The organism is Cellulomonas sp. P5_C5 (assembly GCF_054049655.1).
The window spans coordinates 50,850-68,853 of sequence record NZ_JBFULY010000004.1 but is presented as its reverse complement, the minus strand read 5'-3'; the positions used below and the strand labels follow the sequence as shown (position 1 = coordinate 68,853).

The window sequence follows — 18,004 nt, the reverse complement described above, 5'->3', positions numbered from 1 at the left end:
CCGGCCGATAGAGTCGGCGTTTCCCGAGTACCCAAGGAGCGAGCCTGTGCGTCTCTCTGTCATCGGTTGCGGCTACCTCGGTGCCGTCCACGCCGCGAGCATGGCCCAGCTGGGCCACGACGTCATCGGCATCGACGTCGACGCCAAGAAGATCGACGCCCTCCGTGCGGGCCGCGCGCCGTTCTACGAGCCGGGCCTCCCGGAGCTGCTGACGGAGGCGGGTGCGACGGGCCGGCTGAGCTTCAGCACGGACATGGCGGACGCGGCGGGTGCGGACGTCCACTTCATCTGCGTGGGGACCCCGCAGGTGCACGGTGAGTTCCGCGCGGACCTGACGTACGTCAACGCGGCGACCGCGGAGCTGAAACCGCACCTGCGCCCGGGTGACGTGGTCGCGGGGAAGTCGACGGTCCCCGTCGGGACGGCTGAGGCGATCGCCGAGCAGCTCGAGGGCACGGGCGCGGTCCTCGTCTGGAACCCGGAGTTCCTGCGGGAGGGGTTCGCGGTGAAGGACACGCTGCACCCGGACCGGCTGGTCTACGGCGTGCCGACGGATGCCGACGGCGAGCCGACCGCGGAGGGCGCGCGGGCCAAGGAGGTGCTGGACGAGGTGTACGCGACGCCGTTGTCGGAGCGCACCCCGCTGGTGGTGACGGACTACGCGACGGCGCAGCTGGTGAAGGTCGCGGCGAACTCGTTCCTGGCGACGAAGATCTCGTTCATCAACGCGATGGCAGAGCTGTGCGAGGCGACGGGTGCGGACGTGACGCGCCTGGCGGACGCGATCGGGTACGACGCGCGCATCGGTCGCCGCTTCCTGAACGCGGGTCTCGGGTTCGGTGGTGGGTGCCTGCCCAAGGACATCCGGGCGTTCATGGCGCGGGCCGGTGAGCTCGGGGTCAGTGACGCGCTGTCGTTCCTGCGGGAGGTCGACTCGATCAACATGCGTCGTCGGGTGCGGATGGTCGACCTGGCGCGAGAGGTGTGCGAGGGCTCGATCGTCGGCAAGAAGGTCGCGGTGCTCGGGGCGGCGTTCAAGCCGGACTCGGACGACGTGCGGGACTCGCCGTCGCTGTCGGTGGCGGCGCAGATGCAGCTGCAGGGCGCTCATGTCACGGTGACGGACCCGCAGGCCGTGGCGAACGCGGAGGCCAAGTGGCCGGACCTGCACTTCGCTGCGACGGCGCTGGAGGCTGCGCAGGACGCCGACGTGGTGCTGCTGTCGACGGAGTGGGCGGAGTACCGGGAGATCGACCCGGACGCCCTGGCGGAGGTCGTCGCGCACAAGCGGATCCTCGACGGTCGCAACGTCCTCGAGCCGGCGGTGTGGCGCGCGGCCGGCTGGACGTACCGCGCGCTGGGCCGTCCCTGACGGTGGCCCGCAGGGCGCGGCTCGGCTGGGTGCTGGTCGCGGTCGGTGCGGCTCTGGCCGTCGTCGCCGTGCTGCTGGTGCTGCGGCCGGACGGGTCGGCGTCGCGTCAGCCCTGGTCCGCCGACGGTGCGGACCCGGCCGCGTACGCGGCTGACCTGATCGCGGAGACCAACAAGGTGCGTGCCGACGAGGACCTCCCGGCGCTGACCGTCTCGTCGTGCGCGACGACCGCGGGGGCCCAGCGCGCCGAGGACCTGGTGGGCGAGGAGCTGGAGCATGCCCCGATGACGGCCGTGCTGCGGGACTGCGCGCCCTCGACGACGGCGGCGGAGAACCTGGCGCGGGCGGCGGCGACCCCGCACGACGTGGTGCAGGCCTGGCTCGGGTCGCCGGGCCACCGCGCCAACCTGTTGGACCCGAGCCTCGACCAGGTGGGGATCGGCTGCCTGCTCGACGACGGGGAGATGCTCTGCTCGCAGGTGTTCCTCGGCCCGTAGCTACGACGCGGCCGCGCCCACCGGCTCGGCACGCACCCGCGCGAGCCGCGTGAGCGTGAGCAGGCCCACCCCGATCGCGGTGCCGAGCGTGTTGGCGACCACGTCCCGCGGGTCGGACACCCGCTCGGGCAGGAAGGCGAGCTGGGCGAGCTCGATGGCGACCGAGGTGGCGGCGCCGGCGCCGATCACGAGCCAGACTCGCCGGGGCGGCGTCAGCAGTCCGACGAGGACGCCGAACGGGACGAACATCGCGATGTTGGCGGCGAACTCGAGCCCGGAGTAGGTCAGCGGGAGCCCGAGCGACCGGAGCAAGTCGAGGGCGGCGCGCACCAGGTCGAACGTCTCGTCGGGCGCGGGCTCGGGCCAGAGGGTGATCCGGGCGACGAGGGCCAGGTAGACCACGAGCGCGGCGACGGTGACCCGTCGCGACCGGACGCTCATGCGCGCGCGACGTCCACCCGACGGACGAGCGTCGCGAGCCCCACCCCGATGGCGGCGCCGAGCGAGTTGGTGACGACGTCCATGCCCGATGCGGTCCGGTAGGGGAGGCCGAGCGCCTGGAGCGTCTCGATGCCGACGGAGAGCGTCACCAGGGCGAGGAGCACGGCCCACCACCGGTTCCGCGGGACGAGCAGCGCGCTGAGCAGGCCGAGCGGCACGAAGAGGGCGACGTTCGCGGCCACCTCCGCGGTGCGGAAGGTGAGCACGGGAGGAAGGTCGACGGAGGTCAGGCCGGCGAGGGAGACGATGGCGCGGTCCTGCAGCGCCCACGGGTTGAGCACCAGCACCGCGGCGGCGACGCCGACGGCGGCGAGCAGCGCCACCACCACCCGCTTGCGTCCGCTCATCGGGCCAGCGTACGCGAAACTCATTTTCCTTACGCAAGGTAATGATCTAGAGTAACCACATGCCTTCCTCCCGTGACCTCGCCGGCGAGCTCCGCATCGCCATCGGCCGGGCCTCACGACGGATCCGGGCGGAGCGGGGCGTGGCCGGTCTGACCGACCCGCAGTTCACCGTCCTCGCCTGGCTCACCAAGGAGGGCCCGCTGACGCCGGGCCAGCTGGCCGAGCGCGAGCGCATCCAGCCGCCGAGCATGACCCGCACGGTCAATTCGCTGGTGGAGATCGGCCTCGTCGCGAAGGCTGAGCACCCGACGGACGGCCGGCTGGTCGTCGTCAGCCTCACGGACGCCGGTGTGGCGGAGGTCGACGAGACCCGCCGCCGTCGGGACGCGTGGCTGGCCGAACGCCTCCGACAGATGACCAAGGACGAGCGCACCCTGCTCGTCGACGCCGCCGAGCTCCTGCGGAGGATCGCCGCTTCATGAGTCCCACGTTCTCCTCGCTGAAGTTCCGGAACTACCGGCTGTGGTTCGCCGGGGCTCTGGTGGCGAACGTGGGCACCTGGATGCAGCGCGTCGCCCAGGACTGGCTTGTCCTCACCGAGCTCACCGACGAGTCCGGCGTCGCGGTCGGCATCACGACGGCCCTGCAGTTCGCCCCCGTGCTCCTGCTGTCCCCGTATGCGGGGCTGCTGGCGGACCGGGTGGACCGGCGCAAGCTGCTGATCGCCACGCAGGTCGGTCAGGGGATCCTCGCCGCCGGGCTGGGCATCCTGGTGCTCAGCGGGCACGCGCAGCTGTGGCAGGTGTACGTGTTCGCGCTGGCCCTCGGGTGCGTGACGGCGATCGACGGCCCGGTGCGGCAGACGTTCGTCGCGGAGCTGGTGCCCGCGCACAAGCTGTCGAACGCGGTGGGTCTGAACAGCGCGTCGTTCAACGCGGCCCGCCTCATCGGTCCGGGCGTCGCCGGTCTGCTCATCGCGGCCGTCGGCACCGGGTGGGTGTTCGTCATCAACGCGGTGACGTTCGGCGCGACGATCTTCTCGCTGACCCGGATGACGAAGTCCGAGCTGAGCCCGATGCCGACCACGGCCCGCGCCAAGGGGCAGCTGCGCGAGGGCATCGCCTACGTCCGCGGCCGCAGCGACATCCTCGTGATCATGGTCGTCGTCGGCGTCGTGTCCACGTTCGGCCTGAACTTCCAGCTGACCAGCGCCATGATGGCGCGCACCGAGTTCGGCATGGGGGCGGGGGAGTACGGGATCCTCGGCTCGGTGCTGGCCATCGGCTCCCTCACCGGGGCGCTGCTCGCGGCACGACGGGAACGGCCCCGCGTCCGCCTGGTCATCGGCGCCGCGTTCGGGTTCGGCATCGCCACCGGCGTGATGGCCCTCATGCCCACGTACCTGACGTTCGCGATCGCCTGCATCCCCGTCGGGCTCGCGTCGCTGACCATGATGACGGCCGCCAACGCGACCATCCAGATGAGCACCGACCCCGTCGTACGAGGCCGGGTGATGGCGCTGTACATGATGGTGTTCCTGGGCGCGACGCCCATCGGGTCGCCCATCGTCGGCTGGATCGGCCAGACGTACGGCGCGCGCTGGGCCATCGGCGTCGGGTCGATCTCCGCCCTCCTCGTCGCCACCGGTGCGGCGCTGTGGGCGTGGAAGAAGTKGGACGTCACCGTGCGCTACCACGTGCGGACCCGGCCCCACCTGGAGGTGCTGTACCCGGCCCTGCCCCAGCAGCGCGCGCAGACCGCGRCGCGGCTCGGTGCGCAGGAGGCGGCGGACCGCCAGACCGCGGCCTGACGGCCGACCGGGTGGATGTCCGGGTGAAGTGCGCCCCGAGCATCCCGCCCGGGATGTCCGAGATGTCACCCTCGGGGGGTGAGCGCTTCCGTCGACGAGCCGCGCGCGCCCGAGGCGAGCGCTCCTGACGTCGAGCCGCCGGCCGTCGCACCGGCCGCGCGCCGGGTGACGGGCCGCCGGGTCGCGTTCGCCCTGCTGGCCGTCCTGGCCCTGGTGCTCGTCGCCGCGGGGTGGCTCGCCTTCCGCGTCTACCAGGCGGGCACCGCCCTGATGTCCGCGAAGGACGTCGCCGTCGAGCTCCAGGGCGACGTCGTGGGCGGGGACACCGACCAGCTCGAGGCGCGCCTCCCGGAGCTCCGGGCGGACCTCACGACGGCGCGCACCGCGAGCGCGGACCCGGTCTGGCGCGTCGCGGAGCAGCTGCCCTGGGCCGGGGCCAACCTCGAGGCCGTCCGGGTGGTGACGGTGTCGCTCGACGACGTCGTGCGGGACGCGCTGCCGGCGCTCCAGCGAGTCGACGACGTGCTCGCGGAGCGGGAGGCCCCGGACTCCGACGGTCGCATCGACCTGGCGCCGCTGGTGGCGGCCGGTCCGGACATCGTCTCGGCGGCGGCCGGGGCGCACCGGGCGCAGGCGGCGGTGGCCGCGATCGACACCGACGCGCTGGTCCCGCAGCTGGTCGGGCCCGTCGAGCAGCTGAAGGACGGGATGAGCCAGGTGACGGGCGCCCTCGACGCCGGCGCGCAGGTGGYGACGCTGCTGCCGCCGATGCTGGGTGCCGACGGGCCGCGGACGTACCTGCTGGTCTCGCTGAACTCCGCCGAGCTGCGCAGCGCGGGCGGCATCGTCGGCGCGTTCGCGGTGCTGCACGCGCAGGACGGCGCCGTGTCGCTGACCGACCAGCGCTCGACCATCGACCTGAAGAGCATCGACGCGCCGATCCTGCCGCTCACGGACGAGGAGCTGGCGGTCGACACGGACCGGCTGGGCCGCTGGGTGCAGGACGCGGTGATCACGCCCGACTTCCCGCGCAGCGCGCAGCTGCTCGCCGCGCGCTGGGCGCAGGACATGGGGCAGACGGTGGACGGCGTGATCGCCGCCGACCCCGTGGGCGCCCGCTACGTGCTGGAGGCCACCGGACCGGTGACGGAGCCCGGCGGCAGCACGATCACCGCGGTCGACGTGCTCCAGGTCCTGCTGCGCGACGCCTACCGCGACATCGCCGACCCGGCGGCCGCGGACGCGTTCTACGCGGGCGTGGCGGTCTCCATCTTCCGCGCGGTGGGCGCCGGGCAGGGGGACCAGCAGGGACTGGTCACCGCGCTGGCCCGCGCCGGCAGCGAGGGGCGGATCCGGCTCTGGTCGGCGCACCCCGACGAGCAGGCGACGCTGGCCGAGACGACCATCGGCGCGGCGTTCCTCTCGGGCGACTTCCCCGACGCCGTCGGGGTGTTCCTCAACGACGGCACGGCAGGCAAGCTCGGCTACTACCTGACGACGAAGGTGACGGTCGAGGAGCTGGGCTGCAGCGGTGCCGACCCGACCGCCACGGTCCGCCTCGACCTGTCCTACGACCCGCCCGACAACGTCGCGTCCCTCCCGCTGTACGTGACCGGCTCCGCAGCCACGGGCCTGCCCGTCGGGGTGCTGGCGACGAACGTCACCGTGTACCTGCCGGTCGGATCCCCGCGGCAGGACCTGCGGCTCGGCGACGGGTACGTCGGAGGCAAGACCGCCACGATGGCGGGGCGCGACGTCGAGGTGGTCACGTCCCTCCTGGAGCCCGGGGAGTCCGAGACCTACCGCATGACGGTCCCCGTGCGGAACGGMGTGCTCTCGGTCTGGGCCACCCCCACGCTCACCAGCCCGGGATTCGTCACCGCGACCTGCTGAGGCAAATGGGTGAAACGGACAGATCGGACGAAATCACCCGACCGATCGTGCTGATTCCGTCGTCCGGCGGGCAACAATGAGCGAAATGTCCGATTCCTAGACGGGGGCGATCCCATCATGGCCAGACTCTTCCGCGGCGCCATCGTCGCTCTCATCGCGGTCCTCGTGGGCCTGGGCGGCGCACTGCCGTCGCAGGCCGCCGTGGCACCGTCTCCCAGCCCGGCGACCTGCTCCGACATCGTCGACGGCTACCCGGTGCCCCGCGAGTGCACGCTCAACATCCAGGTCCTCTCGCCGATCTGCGACAACGAGGTCCCGAAGCTCCGGTACAAGGTCATTCCTGAGGGCACCACGAAGGACACGGTCACGATCACGTGGATCAACCCGTCCGGTGCCAACGTCGTCTACGCCGACCTCCCGCTCGAGGGCACGGTCAACTGGCCGGGCGCCGTCGAGGACTCCACCGGCCGCGGCATCGACTGGCCGGGCTGGCGCCAGCTGGCCGACGGCTCCTGGGTCGAGGGTGACGAGTTCGACTGGGTCCGTCCCAGCGTGGTCGTGAACTTCAAGGTCAACCCGGAGGACACCGTGACGGTGGCCTACCCGCCGTCGAGCCCCAGCTGCAACACGAACCCCCCGGGCAACGAGACCCTCGCCTCGAACCCGACGTCGGCCGTGCTGTCCGCCACGGGCTCTGAGGCCGGCCCGCTCGCGGCCATCGGCGCTGGACTCGTCGTCATCGGTGCTCTGGCCGTCGCGCTGGTGGCGATCGCCCGCCGTCGACGCACGGTGTCCTGAGCCGCCGCTCCGACGACAGACGCCCGCCCCCCGTGCTGACCACGGGGGGCGGGCGTCTGTCATGTCCGGGAAGGCGTCAGAGGAGCTGGTCCACCACGTGGTCGACGCAGGCGGTGAGCGCGAGCACGTCGTCGGGCTCGACCGCCGGGTACATGGCGATCCGCAGCTGGTTGCGGCCCAGCTTGCGGTACGGCTCCACGTCGACGACGCCGTGGGCGCGCAGCACCCGGGCGACCGTGGCCGCCTCGATCTCCGGGTCGAGGTCGATGGTGCCGACGACGTCCGAGCGCAGCGCCGGGTCCGTGACGAACGGCGTCGCCCAGTCCCGCGACTCCGCCCAGCCGTACAGGTGGCCCGACGAGGTCGCGGTGCGCTGCGTCGCCCAGGCCAGGCCGCCGTTGCCGAGGATCCAGTCGAGCTGCTCCGCCAGCAGGACCAGGGTCGCGATGGCCGGGGTGTTGAGCGTCTGGTCCAGCCGCGAGTTGGTCAGCGCGGTGGTGAACGACAGCGACTCCGGGACCCAGCGGCCGCTCGACTCGACCCGGGCCGCCCGCTCGATCGCCGCGGGCGATGCGACGGCGAGCCAGAGGCCACCGTCGGACGCGAAGGACTTCTGCGGCGCGAAGTAGTAGACGTCGGTCTGTGCGACGTCGACCGCGAGGCCGCCCGCACCCGACGTGCCGTCGACCAGCACGAGCGCACCCTGCTCGCGCGAGCCGGCGACCCGGCGCACGGGTGCGACGACGCCGGTGGAGGTCTCGTTGTGCGGCCAGGCGTAGGTGTCGACGCCGTCCGCGAAGCCCGGCACCGCCACGCCCCCCGGTGCCGCGGAGGTGACCACGGGCTCGCCGACGAACGGCGCGCGCGTCGCGGCGGCGGCGAACTTGGCGCCGAACTCGCCGAACGTGCCGAACGCGGCCCGGTCCTCGATCAGGCAGAGCGTGGCGACGTCCCAGAAGAGCGTGGACCCGCCGTTGCCCAGGACGACCTCGTACCCGTCGGGCAGGTCGAGCAGCGCGGCGATGCCCGCCCGCACGCGGCCMACGAGGGCCCGCACCGGCGCCTGACGGTGGGAGGTGCCCAGCAGCGCGGCGGCAGGGCCGGCCAGCGCGTCGACCTGGGCCTGCCGGATCTTGGAGGGGCCGGAGCCGAAGCGGCCGTCCGCGGGCAGCAGGTGCGCGGGGATCGTGATGTCGTGAGCAGCGGGMACGAGGCCGAGGATAGGCCGTGCGGGGCCCCGGCCGTCGGTGCGACCAACTAACCTGTGCACAGCGCGGCCGCCCGCCTGAGTTCTGCACCTGAGCGGTGCCGGCGCGCGACGATGACGCGACGCGGGAGGCCTGAGCAGTGAGCGACCTGATCGACACGACGGAGATGTACCTCAAGACGATCTACGAGCTCACCGAGGAAGGCATCACCCCCCTGCGCGCCCGGATCGCGGAGCGCCTCGGGCACTCGGGCCCCACGGTCTCCCAGACGGTCGCCCGCATGGAGCGCGACGGGCTCGTCGTGGTCACCGGCGACCGTCACCTCGAGCTCACCGCGGTGGGCGAGGGCAAGGCGGTGCGCGTGATGCGCAAGCACCGCCTGGCCGAGCGCCTCCTGACGGACGTCATCGGCCTGGAGTGGCCGTACGTGCACGAGGAGGCCTGCCGCTGGGAGCACGTCATGAGCGAGCGCGTGGAGAAGCGGCTCGCGTCGCTGCTCGACCACCCGCACTTCGACCCGTACGGCAACCCGATCCCGGGGCTCGGGGAGATCGGCGAGGAGACCACGCGGGAGACGTTCCTCGACGGCGTCACGTCCCTGGTGGTCTACCGCGGCGAGGTGGCGGCCGACGGTTCCGAGCGTGCCGTGGTCGCGCGCATCGCCGAGCCGCTGCAGGTCGACGTCGAGCTGCTGACGCGGTTGGCGGAGGCGGGCGTGCTGCCGCACCAGGAGATCGCGATCGAGCGCAGCGACGGCACCGTGACGGTGTCGCGCCCAGGCTCGGAGACGCTCCTGGACCTGCCGGAGGACGTCGCGCGGCACATCTTCGTCGGGACGCGCTGAGCCCGTTCGGACCCTGTCGAGGGGCCTCGTGGTCCGTCTGTGCGCCACCTGCCCGCCACCTGAGAGCCTCCTGGACGCACCCACCGTGATCTTTCCGGCGACCCACGCGATCGGGTCGTGCGCGCGCTCCCACGGCTGTGATCGGCGTCTTTGCAGGTCACGTCGGCGATCCGCGCGCCGGTGCAGGACGGCCGTCCAACAAGAGGCGGATTCCTCGTGATCGGAACGTGACAATCGCTGCGACCGTCCTGTACGTTCGACCTGCTTACCCGGAACCCTCCTCCAGGAAAGCCCTCGAGCGGAACGCCTAACCCTGCCGCCGCCACGAGGTTCGTTCTAACCGCCGGCAGGGGCGGGGGACCCAATTGCGGGCACCGGAAGTTCGGTGTCCTTGGGGTGAAGCCGGAGAACCGATCTCGATCGGGGACACGGCCGGGTGTTCTCCCACCCGAACCCGACAGCTGACCTCGTAGGCATCAGGAGAGGCAACGCGTGACCGTGAGCACCCCTCGCGCCCGCCATCGTGCGGCGCGCCGTCCTTCGACGCCACTGACTGAGTTCGCTTCGGCTGCCTCGGACCAGATGGGAACCGTCGGACGCCGTACTGCTGTCGTCGTCGGCACGTCGGGACTCGTCGTCTCGATGCTCGGCTCGTCCGCCAGCGCAGCGACGGGGGGTGACGCCGGAGCCCTGCCTGCCGTCGACACCGCCGCGCTGACCGCCTCGGCGCGGGCCGTCCTGAACACCTCCCCGGTGGTGACCGCTCCGGTCGACGCCGCGTGGACGTTCGACGCCCCCGTGGTCACGGCTGAGACGCCGCCGCCGCCGCCGCCGGTCCGGACGGCGACCGTGACGTCGCGCAGCGCCGCACGTGCCGCCACCACCCCGGTCGCCGCGGAGGCCACCAGCGCCGCTGTGCCGCAGTCGGTCGCCGGCAACGCGGTCCTGGAGATCGCCGCCCGCTACGTGGGCACCCCGTACGTGTCCGGTGGCTCGTCGCCCGACGGCTTCGACTGCTCGGGCTTCGTCTCCTACGTGTACGGCCAGCTGGGCATCTCGCTGCCGCGCACGTCGAGCGGGATCAAGGCCGCCGGCACCGTCATCTCGCGGGCGGACGCCCAGCCTGGGGACCTCATCTGGAGCCCCGGCCACATCTCGATCTACGCCGGTGGCAACGACCAGATCGACTCGCCCCGCCCGGGCAAGACGGTCCAGTTCCGCGCCATCTGGCAGAGCTCTCCCGTCTTCATCCGGATCGGCTGACCMAGCCTTCCGCTGACGAGGCCCCGACGACACCGGTCGTCGGGGCCTCGTCGCATTCCGGCCGGGGTGCGGCCCTCCGTCGGGGGCGGCGCGTACTCTGGCCGTGCACCACGTGAGTTGCTTCGCTTCGCCGGGCCGGCAGCCAGCCGGTCCGACCCCCGAGGTCGGGAGAACGCCGTGCTCATGAATGCGTCGAAGCTGTCCACCGAGGCCGTCGGTGGGGCAGTGTCCGAGGTCGGCTCACCAGGGCTGATCGCGTCCGGAGCACGCACCCTGCTGCTCAACGCCAGCATGGAGCCGCTGTGCATCGTGAGCCTGCGGCGTGCCGTGGTGCTCGTGATGACCGGCAAGGCGACCGTGCTGGAGACCGACGGCCGCGTGCTGCACTCCGAGCACGTCGCCGTGCCCCTGCCGGTCGTCCTGTGCCTGACCCGCTACGTGCACGTCCCCGTGCGCCGTCCGGTGCCCCCCACGCGTCGCACGGTGCTCCAGCGCGACGACCACCGGTGCGCGTACTGCGGGGGCGGTGCCGACACCGTCGACCACGTGCACCCGCGCTCGCGCGGCGGCCGGCACGAGTGGACCAACGTCGTCGCGGCCTGCGTGCGGTGCAACCACCGCAAGGCCGACCGGCTCCTGCACGAGATCGGCTGGGAGCTGCCGTTCGTCCCCCGTGCTCCGCGGTGGTCGGTGGCGTTCGGGACCACATCGGTGCGCTCCGAGCCCCTGTGGTCGACGTACGTGGTCGCCTGACTCTCGTCTTCGTCAAGGATCCACCAACGTATGGCATCATTCCGGCTACTCATGGGTGCGCAGCCGCGCCCGTGGGGGGACACTGGGACGAGCGCACGGCGGGCTCGGTACGAGCACGGAGGCTCCGGATGACGCGTGACGATGTGGTCCTCGTCGGGGTGGACGGTTCGGCGGCGAGCCTGCACGCGCTCGACTGGGCGGCGGCGCAGGCCCGGACCCACGGGTGGGCGGTCCGGCTGGTCTGCAGCTACTCGCTCCCGTCCTTCACGGCCGCCTCGCTCGACGGCGGGTACGCGGCGCTGGACGACACGGCGATCCAGGAGGGCGCCAAGGCGGTCCTGGCCGAGGCGACGCAACGGGTGTCCTCGATGGGAGTCGCCGTCAGCGCCAAGGTGCTCACGGGCGACGCCGCGGGGGTCCTCGTCGAGATGTCGCACTCCGTGCGGCTCGCGGTCGTCGGGACGCGGGGGCGTGGCGGGTTCGCGGACCGGCTGCTGGGCACGGTGTCGTCGGCCCTGCCTGCGCACGCGTACTGCCCGACGGTCGTCGTGCCCCTGCGGGAGGCCGGCAAGACGTTGCCCGACGACGCGCCCATCCCGGCTCCGCGGCCCGTGAAGCGGATCGTCGTGGGCGTCGACGGGTCCGTGCAGGCGGAGCACGCGCTGCGGTACGCCATCGGTGAGGCCCGGGCGTGGGGTGCCGAGCTGACCGCGGTCGCGGGGGTTCCCGTGGGCTCGATGTCGGGCGTCCTGGCGTGGCTGCCGGCCGCCGTCGACCACGAGCAGGTGCTGCGGGACGTCACCGAGGGCCTGAACGTCGTCGTGGACCGCGCCCTGGCCGACGTCTCGGACCTGACGGTGCGACGCATCGCGCTCGACGGCACGGGCGCGGAGCTGCTCACGGAGTTCTCCGTCGCGACGGACCTGATCGTCGTCGGCTCGCGCGGCCGCGGCGGGTTCGCGGGACTGCTGCTGGGTTCCACCAGCCAGGCCGTCCTGCACCATTCCGACTGCCCGGTCATGGTGGTCACCAACCGGTGCGCCACCGCGGAGGCTGTCGCGGGGTAGTCAGCCTGCCGGCGCCGGGGGGACGTCCGGGCGGCGGACCAGAGCCGAGAGCACCACGGTCGAGCGGGTCCGGGCGACGAACGGTTCGGCGGCGAGCCGCTCGACCACCCGCTCCAGGTGCCGCATGTCCCGCGCACGCACCTGCACCATGAGGTCCACGTCGCCCGTCACGGTGCTCGCCGCCACGACCTCCGGGTAGTGCTCGACGGCCGCACGCATGGTCGCCGGGCTGGTGGAGCCCTGGCAGAAGAGCTCGACGAACGCCTCGGTCTGCCAGCCCATCGCCGCGGGATCCAGCCGGACGGTGAACCCGCGGATGACCCCGCGCTCGCGGAGCCGGTCGACGCGCCGCTTGACGGCCGGCGCGGACAGAGAGACCTGCTCCCCGACCTGCGCGAACGTCGCCCGGGCGTCGAGCGCGAGGACCCGCAGGATCGCGGTGTCGAGGGCGTCGAGCCCGGAGTCGTCCGTCACGTCCCTCATCATCGCGGACCCCGTCGCCCTCGCACGCTCGACATGCTCTCGATTGGTGGGGTGGTCCAAACAATGACAATGTGCACGCAATACGCCGAACGGGGGATTCAACAAATGCGGCATCTTGCCTCAAGGCGGGCGCCGCACGTGCCGACATCAGGGGAGGCCCCAAGCAGCGGGGTCTGATGAGGGGGAGGCGACGTGGTCAAGGAGACCAAGAAGAGGCTCGATCTGGTGCCGAGCCAGCGGCCGTCGGTGATCAGTGCACCGACACCGGTGATCGCGGATCCACCGGCCGTCCTCGACGTCCCGACACCGCACGCTCCACCCTCCCCTCTCGTCGAGCCCGAGCAGGCTCCCGCCGCTCCGCGGTCGATCCGGGCCCGTAGGGCTGTCTGGGTCGGCCTGGCCGCGGGTGTCGTGCTCGCCGTCGCGGCAGGCGGTGGCGTCTACGCGGCCGACCAGCGGGCCCAGCGGGCCGAGGCCGAGGCGCTCGCCGCCGGGGCACGCGTGGACGAGCACGTGCTCGCCKCGTCGCTCGACACCGCCGTCCGGCGCAGCACCGACCTCGTCGTCGCCCAGGCGGCGTACAAGGGCACCCGTTCCGCCGCGACGTCCGCGGCACAGGCGGCCGTCGACCACGCGAACGCCACCCTCGCCGCCGTCCCGAACGCGGGCGACGCCCCCCGGGCGGCCCTCTCCGCCGCGGCCGCGGCTGTCGCCGCCGCTCTGGCCGCCCCGGACGTCAGCGTGCGGTCGTTGCTCACGCTCGTGACGGGCGTCGCCGGTCCCGAGCAGGCCGCCCTCGACGCGCAGGCCGCGTGGCAGGCAGCCGAGAACGCCCGCATCGCCGCCGAGCAGGCCGCCGCCGCGGCCGCCGCGCAGGCCGCAGCCGCTGCACGCGCCAGCACCAAGGCGCCGACCCGGTCCACCGCCCGGCCGCCCGCCTCCAACGCCGCTCCGGGCTCCGCGCCCGTCCAGTCGGCCGGCGGCATCCCGGCCGGCGGGAAGGTCTGCAACGGGTCCGGCGGATCCGGCGCGGGCGAGTCGAGCGTCTCCGCGATCGGTTCCGCGATCAACGCCTACCGGTCGTCGCTCGGGCTCCCGGAGCTGTCGGTCTCCCGCAGCGGCAGCCTCGTGTCGCACGCGATCACCATGGCGAACACCGGCGGGATCTGGCACTCCGGCGGTGACAACATCGTGGCCTGCGTGAGCAACGGCTCGGCGTCGTCGATGGTCTCCGCGTGGTCCCAGTCCCCGGGTCACGACGCCCAGATGCGCCGCACCGACGTGTCGAGCATGGCGGTCGGCGGCGCCGGCCTGAACGGCTGGCTGTTCGGCGCAGTGAAGTTCAGCTAGCACGCACCACGACGTCCGCACTCGAGTGGGCTCCCACCCCCACGAGTGCGGACGTCGCGCTGTGCCGTGGCGCAACGTCCGCACTCGTGCAGGTCCCAGCCCTCACGAGTGCGGACGTGCGCGCGTTCGGTTGCGCGAATGTGCGGACGCTGTTCGGGTCAGCGGAGGGCTTCCGTCAGGCGGTCGGTGGCCAGGTCGAGGTCCTCGAGCGTGATCGTGAGCGGCGGGGCCAGGCGGATGGTGCTGCCGTGGGTGTCCTTGGCCAGCACGCCGCGCGCCAGGAGGCGCTCGCAGAGCTGACGGCCGGTCGTCGGCGGCGTGACGTCGAGACCGGCCCACAGGCCCACGCGGCGCGACGACGCGAGCAGACCCTCGTCGACGAGCGCGTCGAGGCGGGCGCCCCAGTGCAGGCCCAGCGTCGTGGCGCGGGCCTGCAGCTCGCCCGTCTCCAGCAGGCCGACGACCGCGAGGCCCACCGCGCACGCCAGCGGGTTGCCGCCGAACGTGGAGCCGTGGGTGCCCGCGGTGAGCACGCCGAGGACGTCGGCGCGACCGACGACGGCGGACACGGGCATGATCCCGCCGCCGAGCGCCTTGCCCAGGGTGACCAGGTCGGGCTTCACGCCCCAGACCTCGGACGCGAGCGTGGTGCCGGTGCGGCCGAGGCCGGACTGGATCTCGTCGGCGACGAGCAGGACGTCGTGCTCGGTGCAGAGCACGCGGAGACCGGGCAGATAGGACTCGGGCGGGATGACGACGCCCTGCTCGCCCTGGATCGGCTCGACGAGCACGGCCACGGTCGTCTCGTCGATGGCCTCGCGGACGGCGTCGACGGAGCCGTAGGGGACGACCCGGAACCCTGGCGTGTACGGGCCGAAGCCGCTCCGCGCGTCCGGGTCGGTGGAGAACGACACGATCGTCGTGGTGCGGCCGTGGAAGTTGCCGTCGACCACGACGATCGTCGCGCGGTCGGCGGGCACGCCCTTGACGTCGTAGCCCCACTTGCGGGCGGCCTTGATGGCGGTCTCGACGGCCTCGGCGCCGGTGTTCATCGGCAGCACCATGGGCGGGCCCGCGACCAGCGGGCCGATCAGGGCGGCCAGGCGCTCGGCGAACGGCAGCAGCAGCTCGTGGTCGAACGCGCGGGACGTGAGCGTGAGCCTGTCGAGCTGCGCGTGCGCCGCGGCCGTCAGCACCGGGTGCCGGTGGCCGAAGTTCAGCGCCGAGTACCCGGACAGCAGGTCCAGGTAGCGCCGACCCTCGTCGTCGGTGACCCACGAGCCGAGGCCCTCGACCAGGGTGACCGGCAGCGGGTGGTAGTTCTGGGCGAGGACGGAGGTATGCACCTCGGAGAGGGTCATCGTCCTGAGCCGGCTGCGGGCCGGATCTCCAGCGTGCAGCACTTGGCGCCGCCGCCGCCCTTGAGCAGCTCGCTGGTGTCCACCGGGATGGGGTTGTAGCCGCGCTCGGCGATGGCCGCGGCCAGGTCGACGGCGCCGGGGGCGACGACGACGTTCAGGCCGTCGGAGACCGCGTTGAGCCCGAGGGCGACCGCGTCGCGCTCGGTGGCCTCGACCGCGTCGGGGAAGAGCTGGCGCAGGACGGCACGCGAGCCGGCCGAGAACGCCGGCGGGTAGTACGCGATCTGCGGGTCCGCCGGGTCGCTCGACAGCACGGCCAGCGCGGTGTCGAGGTGGTAGTAGTGCGGGCTGACCAGGTCGAGCGAGATGACCGGGCGGCCGAACAGCTCCTGCAGCTCGGCGTGCGCGGCGCGGTCGGTGCGGAAGCCGGTGCCGGCCAGGATCAGGTTCCCGACGACCAGCAGGTCGCCCTCGCCCTCATTGGTCTCGCCGGCGGTGTGCGTGACGTAGCCGCGGTCGGCGAACCACTTCTGGTACGCGGGGCCCTCGGGCTGGCGCTCGGCGTAGCGGAACCTGGCGGAGTAGACGACGCCGTCCAGGACGGTCGCGCCGTTGGCGGCGTAGACCATGTCCGGCAGGCCGGGGATCGGGTCGATCGTCTCGACGGTGTGGCCGAGGTCGAGGTACACGTCGCGCAGCGTGCGCCACTGGCGGACGGCCAGGTCGGCGTCGGTGTACTTGGTCTTGTCCATCCACGGGTTGATCTCGTAGGACACCGTGTAGTGGACCGGTTCGCACATGAGGTAGCGGCGATCGGTACGTCCGGGGGCGATCGGGGTCATGAGTGCTCCTCGTGGCGTGTCGTTGCGACAAGGCTACGAGTCGGTACGGTCCGGACCGTGCAACTCAGGTTGCGCGCTGGGGCACGATCCGTTGCGTCGATGAACCTAGACGTGGCGATTCGTTGCGCGAGCCTCGTGGCGGGCTTTCATCAGCGCGTATCGGACCATCCCGCCGAGGAACGGCTTGAGCGCCGCCTCGGTGAGTCGGCGGGGGAGCGGGCCCGCCAGGTAGACGTTCTCGCTCCAGAACACGCGGCTGGAGGACGGTCCGGCGGGGACGACGACGATGCTCGCGTGGCCCTTGAGCACGTGCCCGATCTTGGTGAACGTGGCGATCCCGGGCTCCGCGCCGACCGGCGGGTCGTAGCGGTCGACGGTCATCACGTCAGCGAGCCCGGGGAACCCGCGCCGCGCGAACGGTCCCGACACGGCGGTGACCGTCGCGCCCGCGGCAGCAGGCCCGTCGAGCGACACCCGCGTCAGCGGGATCCAGCGCTCGTGGTTGCGCAGGTCGGCCACCAGCGACCACGCCGTGGTGGCATCGACCGGGAAGGACCGGACCACGGCGTCGATCGGGAGGCTCGTCACGCGCCCCATCGTCCGCGCGGGTAGCGTCCCTGTCCATGGAGAGCAGGCTGCTGGGGCGTACGGGTCGGTCGGTCGGGGTCGTGGGGCTGGGGTGCTGGCAGCTCGGTGCGGACTGGGGCTCGGTGTCCGACGAGGCGGCGCTGGAGGTGCTGGGCGCCGCGGTGGACTCGGGCGTGACGTTCCTGGACACCGCCGACGTGTACGGCGACGGCCGCTCCGAGAAGCTCATCGGCTCGTTCCTGGCCGCCCGCGGCCCGAACCACGGCCTGACCGTCGCGACGAAGATGGGCCGCCGCGCGGACCCGCACGTCGCCGACGCGTACACGCTCTCGTGGTTCCGCGCCTGGACGGACCGCTCGCGGGAGAACCTCGACGTCGACACCCTCGACCTGGTGCAGCTGCACTGCCCGCCGTCGGAGGTCTACCGTCGCGAGTCGACGTACGACGCCCTCGACGTGCTCGTCGACGAGGGCCGCATCGCCGCGTACGGGGTGTCCGTCGAGACCGTCGACGAGGCCCTGGAGGCGATCATCCGGCCGCACGTCGCCACGGTGCAGATCATCCTCAACGTGTTCCGCCGCAAGCCGCTGGAGCAGGTGCTGCCCCTGGCGGCGGCCGAGGGCGTCGGGATCATCGCGCGCGTCCCGCTGGCGTCCGGCCTGCTGTCCGGCAAGTACGACGAGGACACGCAGTTCGCCGACGACGACCACCGGTCCTACAACCGCGACGGCAGCGCGTTCGACGTCGGAGAGACGTTCGCCGGGGTTCCGTTCGAGGTCGGTGTCGCGGCCGCCCGGGAGGTCGCCGACCTGACCCCGACGGGTGCCACGACGGCCCAGCTCGCCCTGCGGTGGATCATCGACCAGCCCGGGGTGTCCGTCGTCATCCCCGGCGCACGCTCCGCGGCCCAGGCCGTCGCCAACGCGGAGGCGGCGTCGTTGCCGCCCGTCGACGAGGAGACCCTCGACGGGCTGCGCGGGGTGTACGACGGGCGGATCCGCCAGCACGTGCACGCCCGCTGGTAGGA

At 72.7% G+C, this 18,004-nt stretch carries 19 protein-coding genes and 1 riboswitch; of the genes, 12 read left to right on the top strand and 7 right to left on the bottom strand.

Annotated elements, in window-relative coordinates:
• Positions 1–46: 46 nt before the first annotated feature.
• Both ACXJKF_RS05115 and ACXJKF_RS05110 read left to right on the top strand, forming a co-directional pair.
• Positions 47–1,372, top strand: coding sequence for a UDP-glucose dehydrogenase family protein (locus ACXJKF_RS05115; protein ID WP_456786651.1), 1,326 nt, complete (start codon positions 47–49; stop codon positions 1,370–1,372).
• A 2-nt stretch (positions 1,373–1,374) separates the two neighbouring features.
• Positions 1,375–1,869 carry a CAP domain-containing protein gene (locus tag ACXJKF_RS05110; protein ID WP_456786650.1) on the top strand — a complete coding sequence of 165 codons (495 nt, stop codon included), beginning with the start codon at positions 1,375–1,377 and terminating at the stop codon, positions 1,867–1,869.
• Here ACXJKF_RS05110 and ACXJKF_RS05105 read toward each other — a convergent pair whose 3' ends face one another.
• Both ACXJKF_RS05105 and ACXJKF_RS05100 read right to left on the bottom strand, forming a co-directional pair.
• Positions 1,870–2,310: a VanZ family protein gene (locus ACXJKF_RS05105; protein WP_456786649.1), complete on the bottom strand. Its 441-nt coding sequence runs from the start codon at positions 2,308–2,310 to the stop codon at positions 1,870–1,872.
• Positions 2,307–2,717, bottom strand: coding sequence for a VanZ family protein (locus ACXJKF_RS05100; RefSeq protein ID WP_456786648.1), 411 nt, complete (start codon positions 2,715–2,717; stop codon positions 2,307–2,309). The genes ACXJKF_RS05105 and ACXJKF_RS05100 overlap by 4 nt, the downstream gene beginning before the upstream one ends.
• 59 nt (positions 2,718–2,776) lie before the next feature.
• On the opposite strand from ACXJKF_RS05100, the gene ACXJKF_RS05095 reads away from it, so the two are divergent.
• From ACXJKF_RS05095 to ACXJKF_RS05080, 4 genes are all read left to right on the top strand, one after another.
• Positions 2,777–3,199, top strand: a complete 423-nt coding sequence (locus ACXJKF_RS05095) for a MarR family winged helix-turn-helix transcriptional regulator (protein ID WP_456786647.1) — start codon at positions 2,777–2,779, stop codon at positions 3,197–3,199.
• The gene (locus ACXJKF_RS05090; protein WP_456786646.1) at positions 3,196–4,527 is read left to right on the top strand and encodes an MFS transporter; all 1,332 of its coding nucleotides are present in this window, start codon (positions 3,196–3,198) and stop codon (positions 4,525–4,527) included. The genes ACXJKF_RS05095 and ACXJKF_RS05090 overlap by 4 nt, the downstream gene beginning before the upstream one ends.
• 78 nt (positions 4,528–4,605) lie before the next feature.
• Positions 4,606–6,420 (top strand): DUF4012 domain-containing protein, encoded by a 1,815-nt coding sequence (locus tag ACXJKF_RS05085; protein ID WP_456786645.1) that lies wholly within the window; start codon positions 4,606–4,608, stop codon positions 6,418–6,420.
• A 117-nt stretch (positions 6,421–6,537) separates the two neighbouring features.
• Entirely contained in the window at positions 6,538–7,218 is a 681-nt protein-coding gene (locus ACXJKF_RS05080) for a peptidase (RefSeq protein WP_456786644.1), read from the top strand.
• Positions 7,219–7,294: 76 nt separating this feature from the next.
• Here ACXJKF_RS05080 and serC read toward each other — a convergent pair whose 3' ends face one another.
• Positions 7,295–8,410, bottom strand: a complete 1,116-nt coding sequence (serC, locus tag ACXJKF_RS05075) for a phosphoserine transaminase (RefSeq protein WP_456786829.1) — start codon at positions 8,408–8,410, stop codon at positions 7,295–7,297.
• Between the two features lie 155 nt (positions 8,411–8,565).
• Here serC and ACXJKF_RS05070 point away from each other — a divergent pair, with 155 nt between their 5' ends.
• The 4 genes from ACXJKF_RS05070 (at position 8,566) to ACXJKF_RS05055 (ending at position 12,353) form a co-directional block, all read left to right on the top strand.
• A complete protein-coding gene (locus ACXJKF_RS05070) occupies positions 8,566–9,270 on the top strand; it encodes a metal-dependent transcriptional regulator (RefSeq protein WP_456786643.1) in 705 nt (234 codons plus the stop codon).
• A 324-nt stretch (positions 9,271–9,594) separates the two neighbouring features.
• A riboswitch (cyclic di-AMP (ydaO/yuaA leader) is annotated at positions 9,595–9,760 on the top strand.
• 2 nt (positions 9,761–9,762) lie between these two features.
• The gene (locus ACXJKF_RS05065) at positions 9,763–10,533 is read left to right on the top strand and encodes a C40 family peptidase (protein ID WP_456786642.1); all 771 of its coding nucleotides are present in this window, start codon (positions 9,763–9,765) and stop codon (positions 10,531–10,533) included.
• A gap of 291 nt (positions 10,534–10,824) precedes the next feature.
• Entirely contained in the window at positions 10,825–11,286 is a 462-nt protein-coding gene (locus ACXJKF_RS05060) for an HNH endonuclease (protein WP_456786828.1), read from the top strand.
• Between the two features lie 128 nt (positions 11,287–11,414).
• Positions 11,415–12,353, top strand: coding sequence for a universal stress protein (locus ACXJKF_RS05055; protein WP_456786641.1), 939 nt, complete (start codon positions 11,415–11,417; stop codon positions 12,351–12,353).
• Here ACXJKF_RS05055 and ACXJKF_RS05050 read toward each other — a convergent pair whose 3' ends face one another.
• A complete protein-coding gene (locus ACXJKF_RS05050) occupies positions 12,354–12,836 on the bottom strand; it encodes an Lrp/AsnC family transcriptional regulator (RefSeq protein ID WP_146845954.1) in 483 nt (160 codons plus the stop codon).
• Between the two features lie 192 nt (positions 12,837–13,028).
• Here ACXJKF_RS05050 and ACXJKF_RS05045 point away from each other — a divergent pair, with 192 nt between their 5' ends.
• On the top strand, positions 13,029–14,186 hold the full coding sequence (locus ACXJKF_RS05045; RefSeq protein ID WP_456786640.1) for a CAP domain-containing protein: 1,158 nt from the start codon (positions 13,029–13,031) through the stop codon (positions 14,184–14,186).
• 158 nt (positions 14,187–14,344) lie between these two features.
• On the opposite strand, the gene rocD is transcribed toward ACXJKF_RS05045, so the two are convergent.
• From rocD to ACXJKF_RS05030, 3 genes are all read right to left on the bottom strand, one after another.
• Positions 14,345–15,547: an ornithine--oxo-acid transaminase gene (gene rocD / locus ACXJKF_RS05040; RefSeq protein ID WP_456786639.1), complete on the bottom strand. Its 1,203-nt coding sequence runs from the start codon at positions 15,545–15,547 to the stop codon at positions 14,345–14,347.
• Positions 15,544–16,389, bottom strand: coding sequence for a dimethylargininase (gene ddaH, locus ACXJKF_RS05035; protein WP_456786638.1), 846 nt, complete (start codon positions 16,387–16,389; stop codon positions 15,544–15,546). The genes rocD and ddaH overlap by 4 nt, the downstream gene beginning before the upstream one ends.
• A gap of 105 nt (positions 16,390–16,494) precedes the next feature.
• Positions 16,495–16,977 (bottom strand): SRPBCC family protein, encoded by a 483-nt coding sequence (locus tag ACXJKF_RS05030; RefSeq protein WP_456786637.1) that lies wholly within the window; start codon positions 16,975–16,977, stop codon positions 16,495–16,497.
• Positions 16,978–17,012: 35 nt separating this feature from the next.
• On the opposite strand from ACXJKF_RS05030, the gene ACXJKF_RS05025 reads away from it, so the two are divergent.
• Positions 17,013–18,002, top strand: coding sequence for an aldo/keto reductase (locus ACXJKF_RS05025; protein ID WP_456786636.1), 990 nt, complete (start codon positions 17,013–17,015; stop codon positions 18,000–18,002).
• The last annotated feature ends 2 nt before the right edge of the window (positions 18,003–18,004 follow it).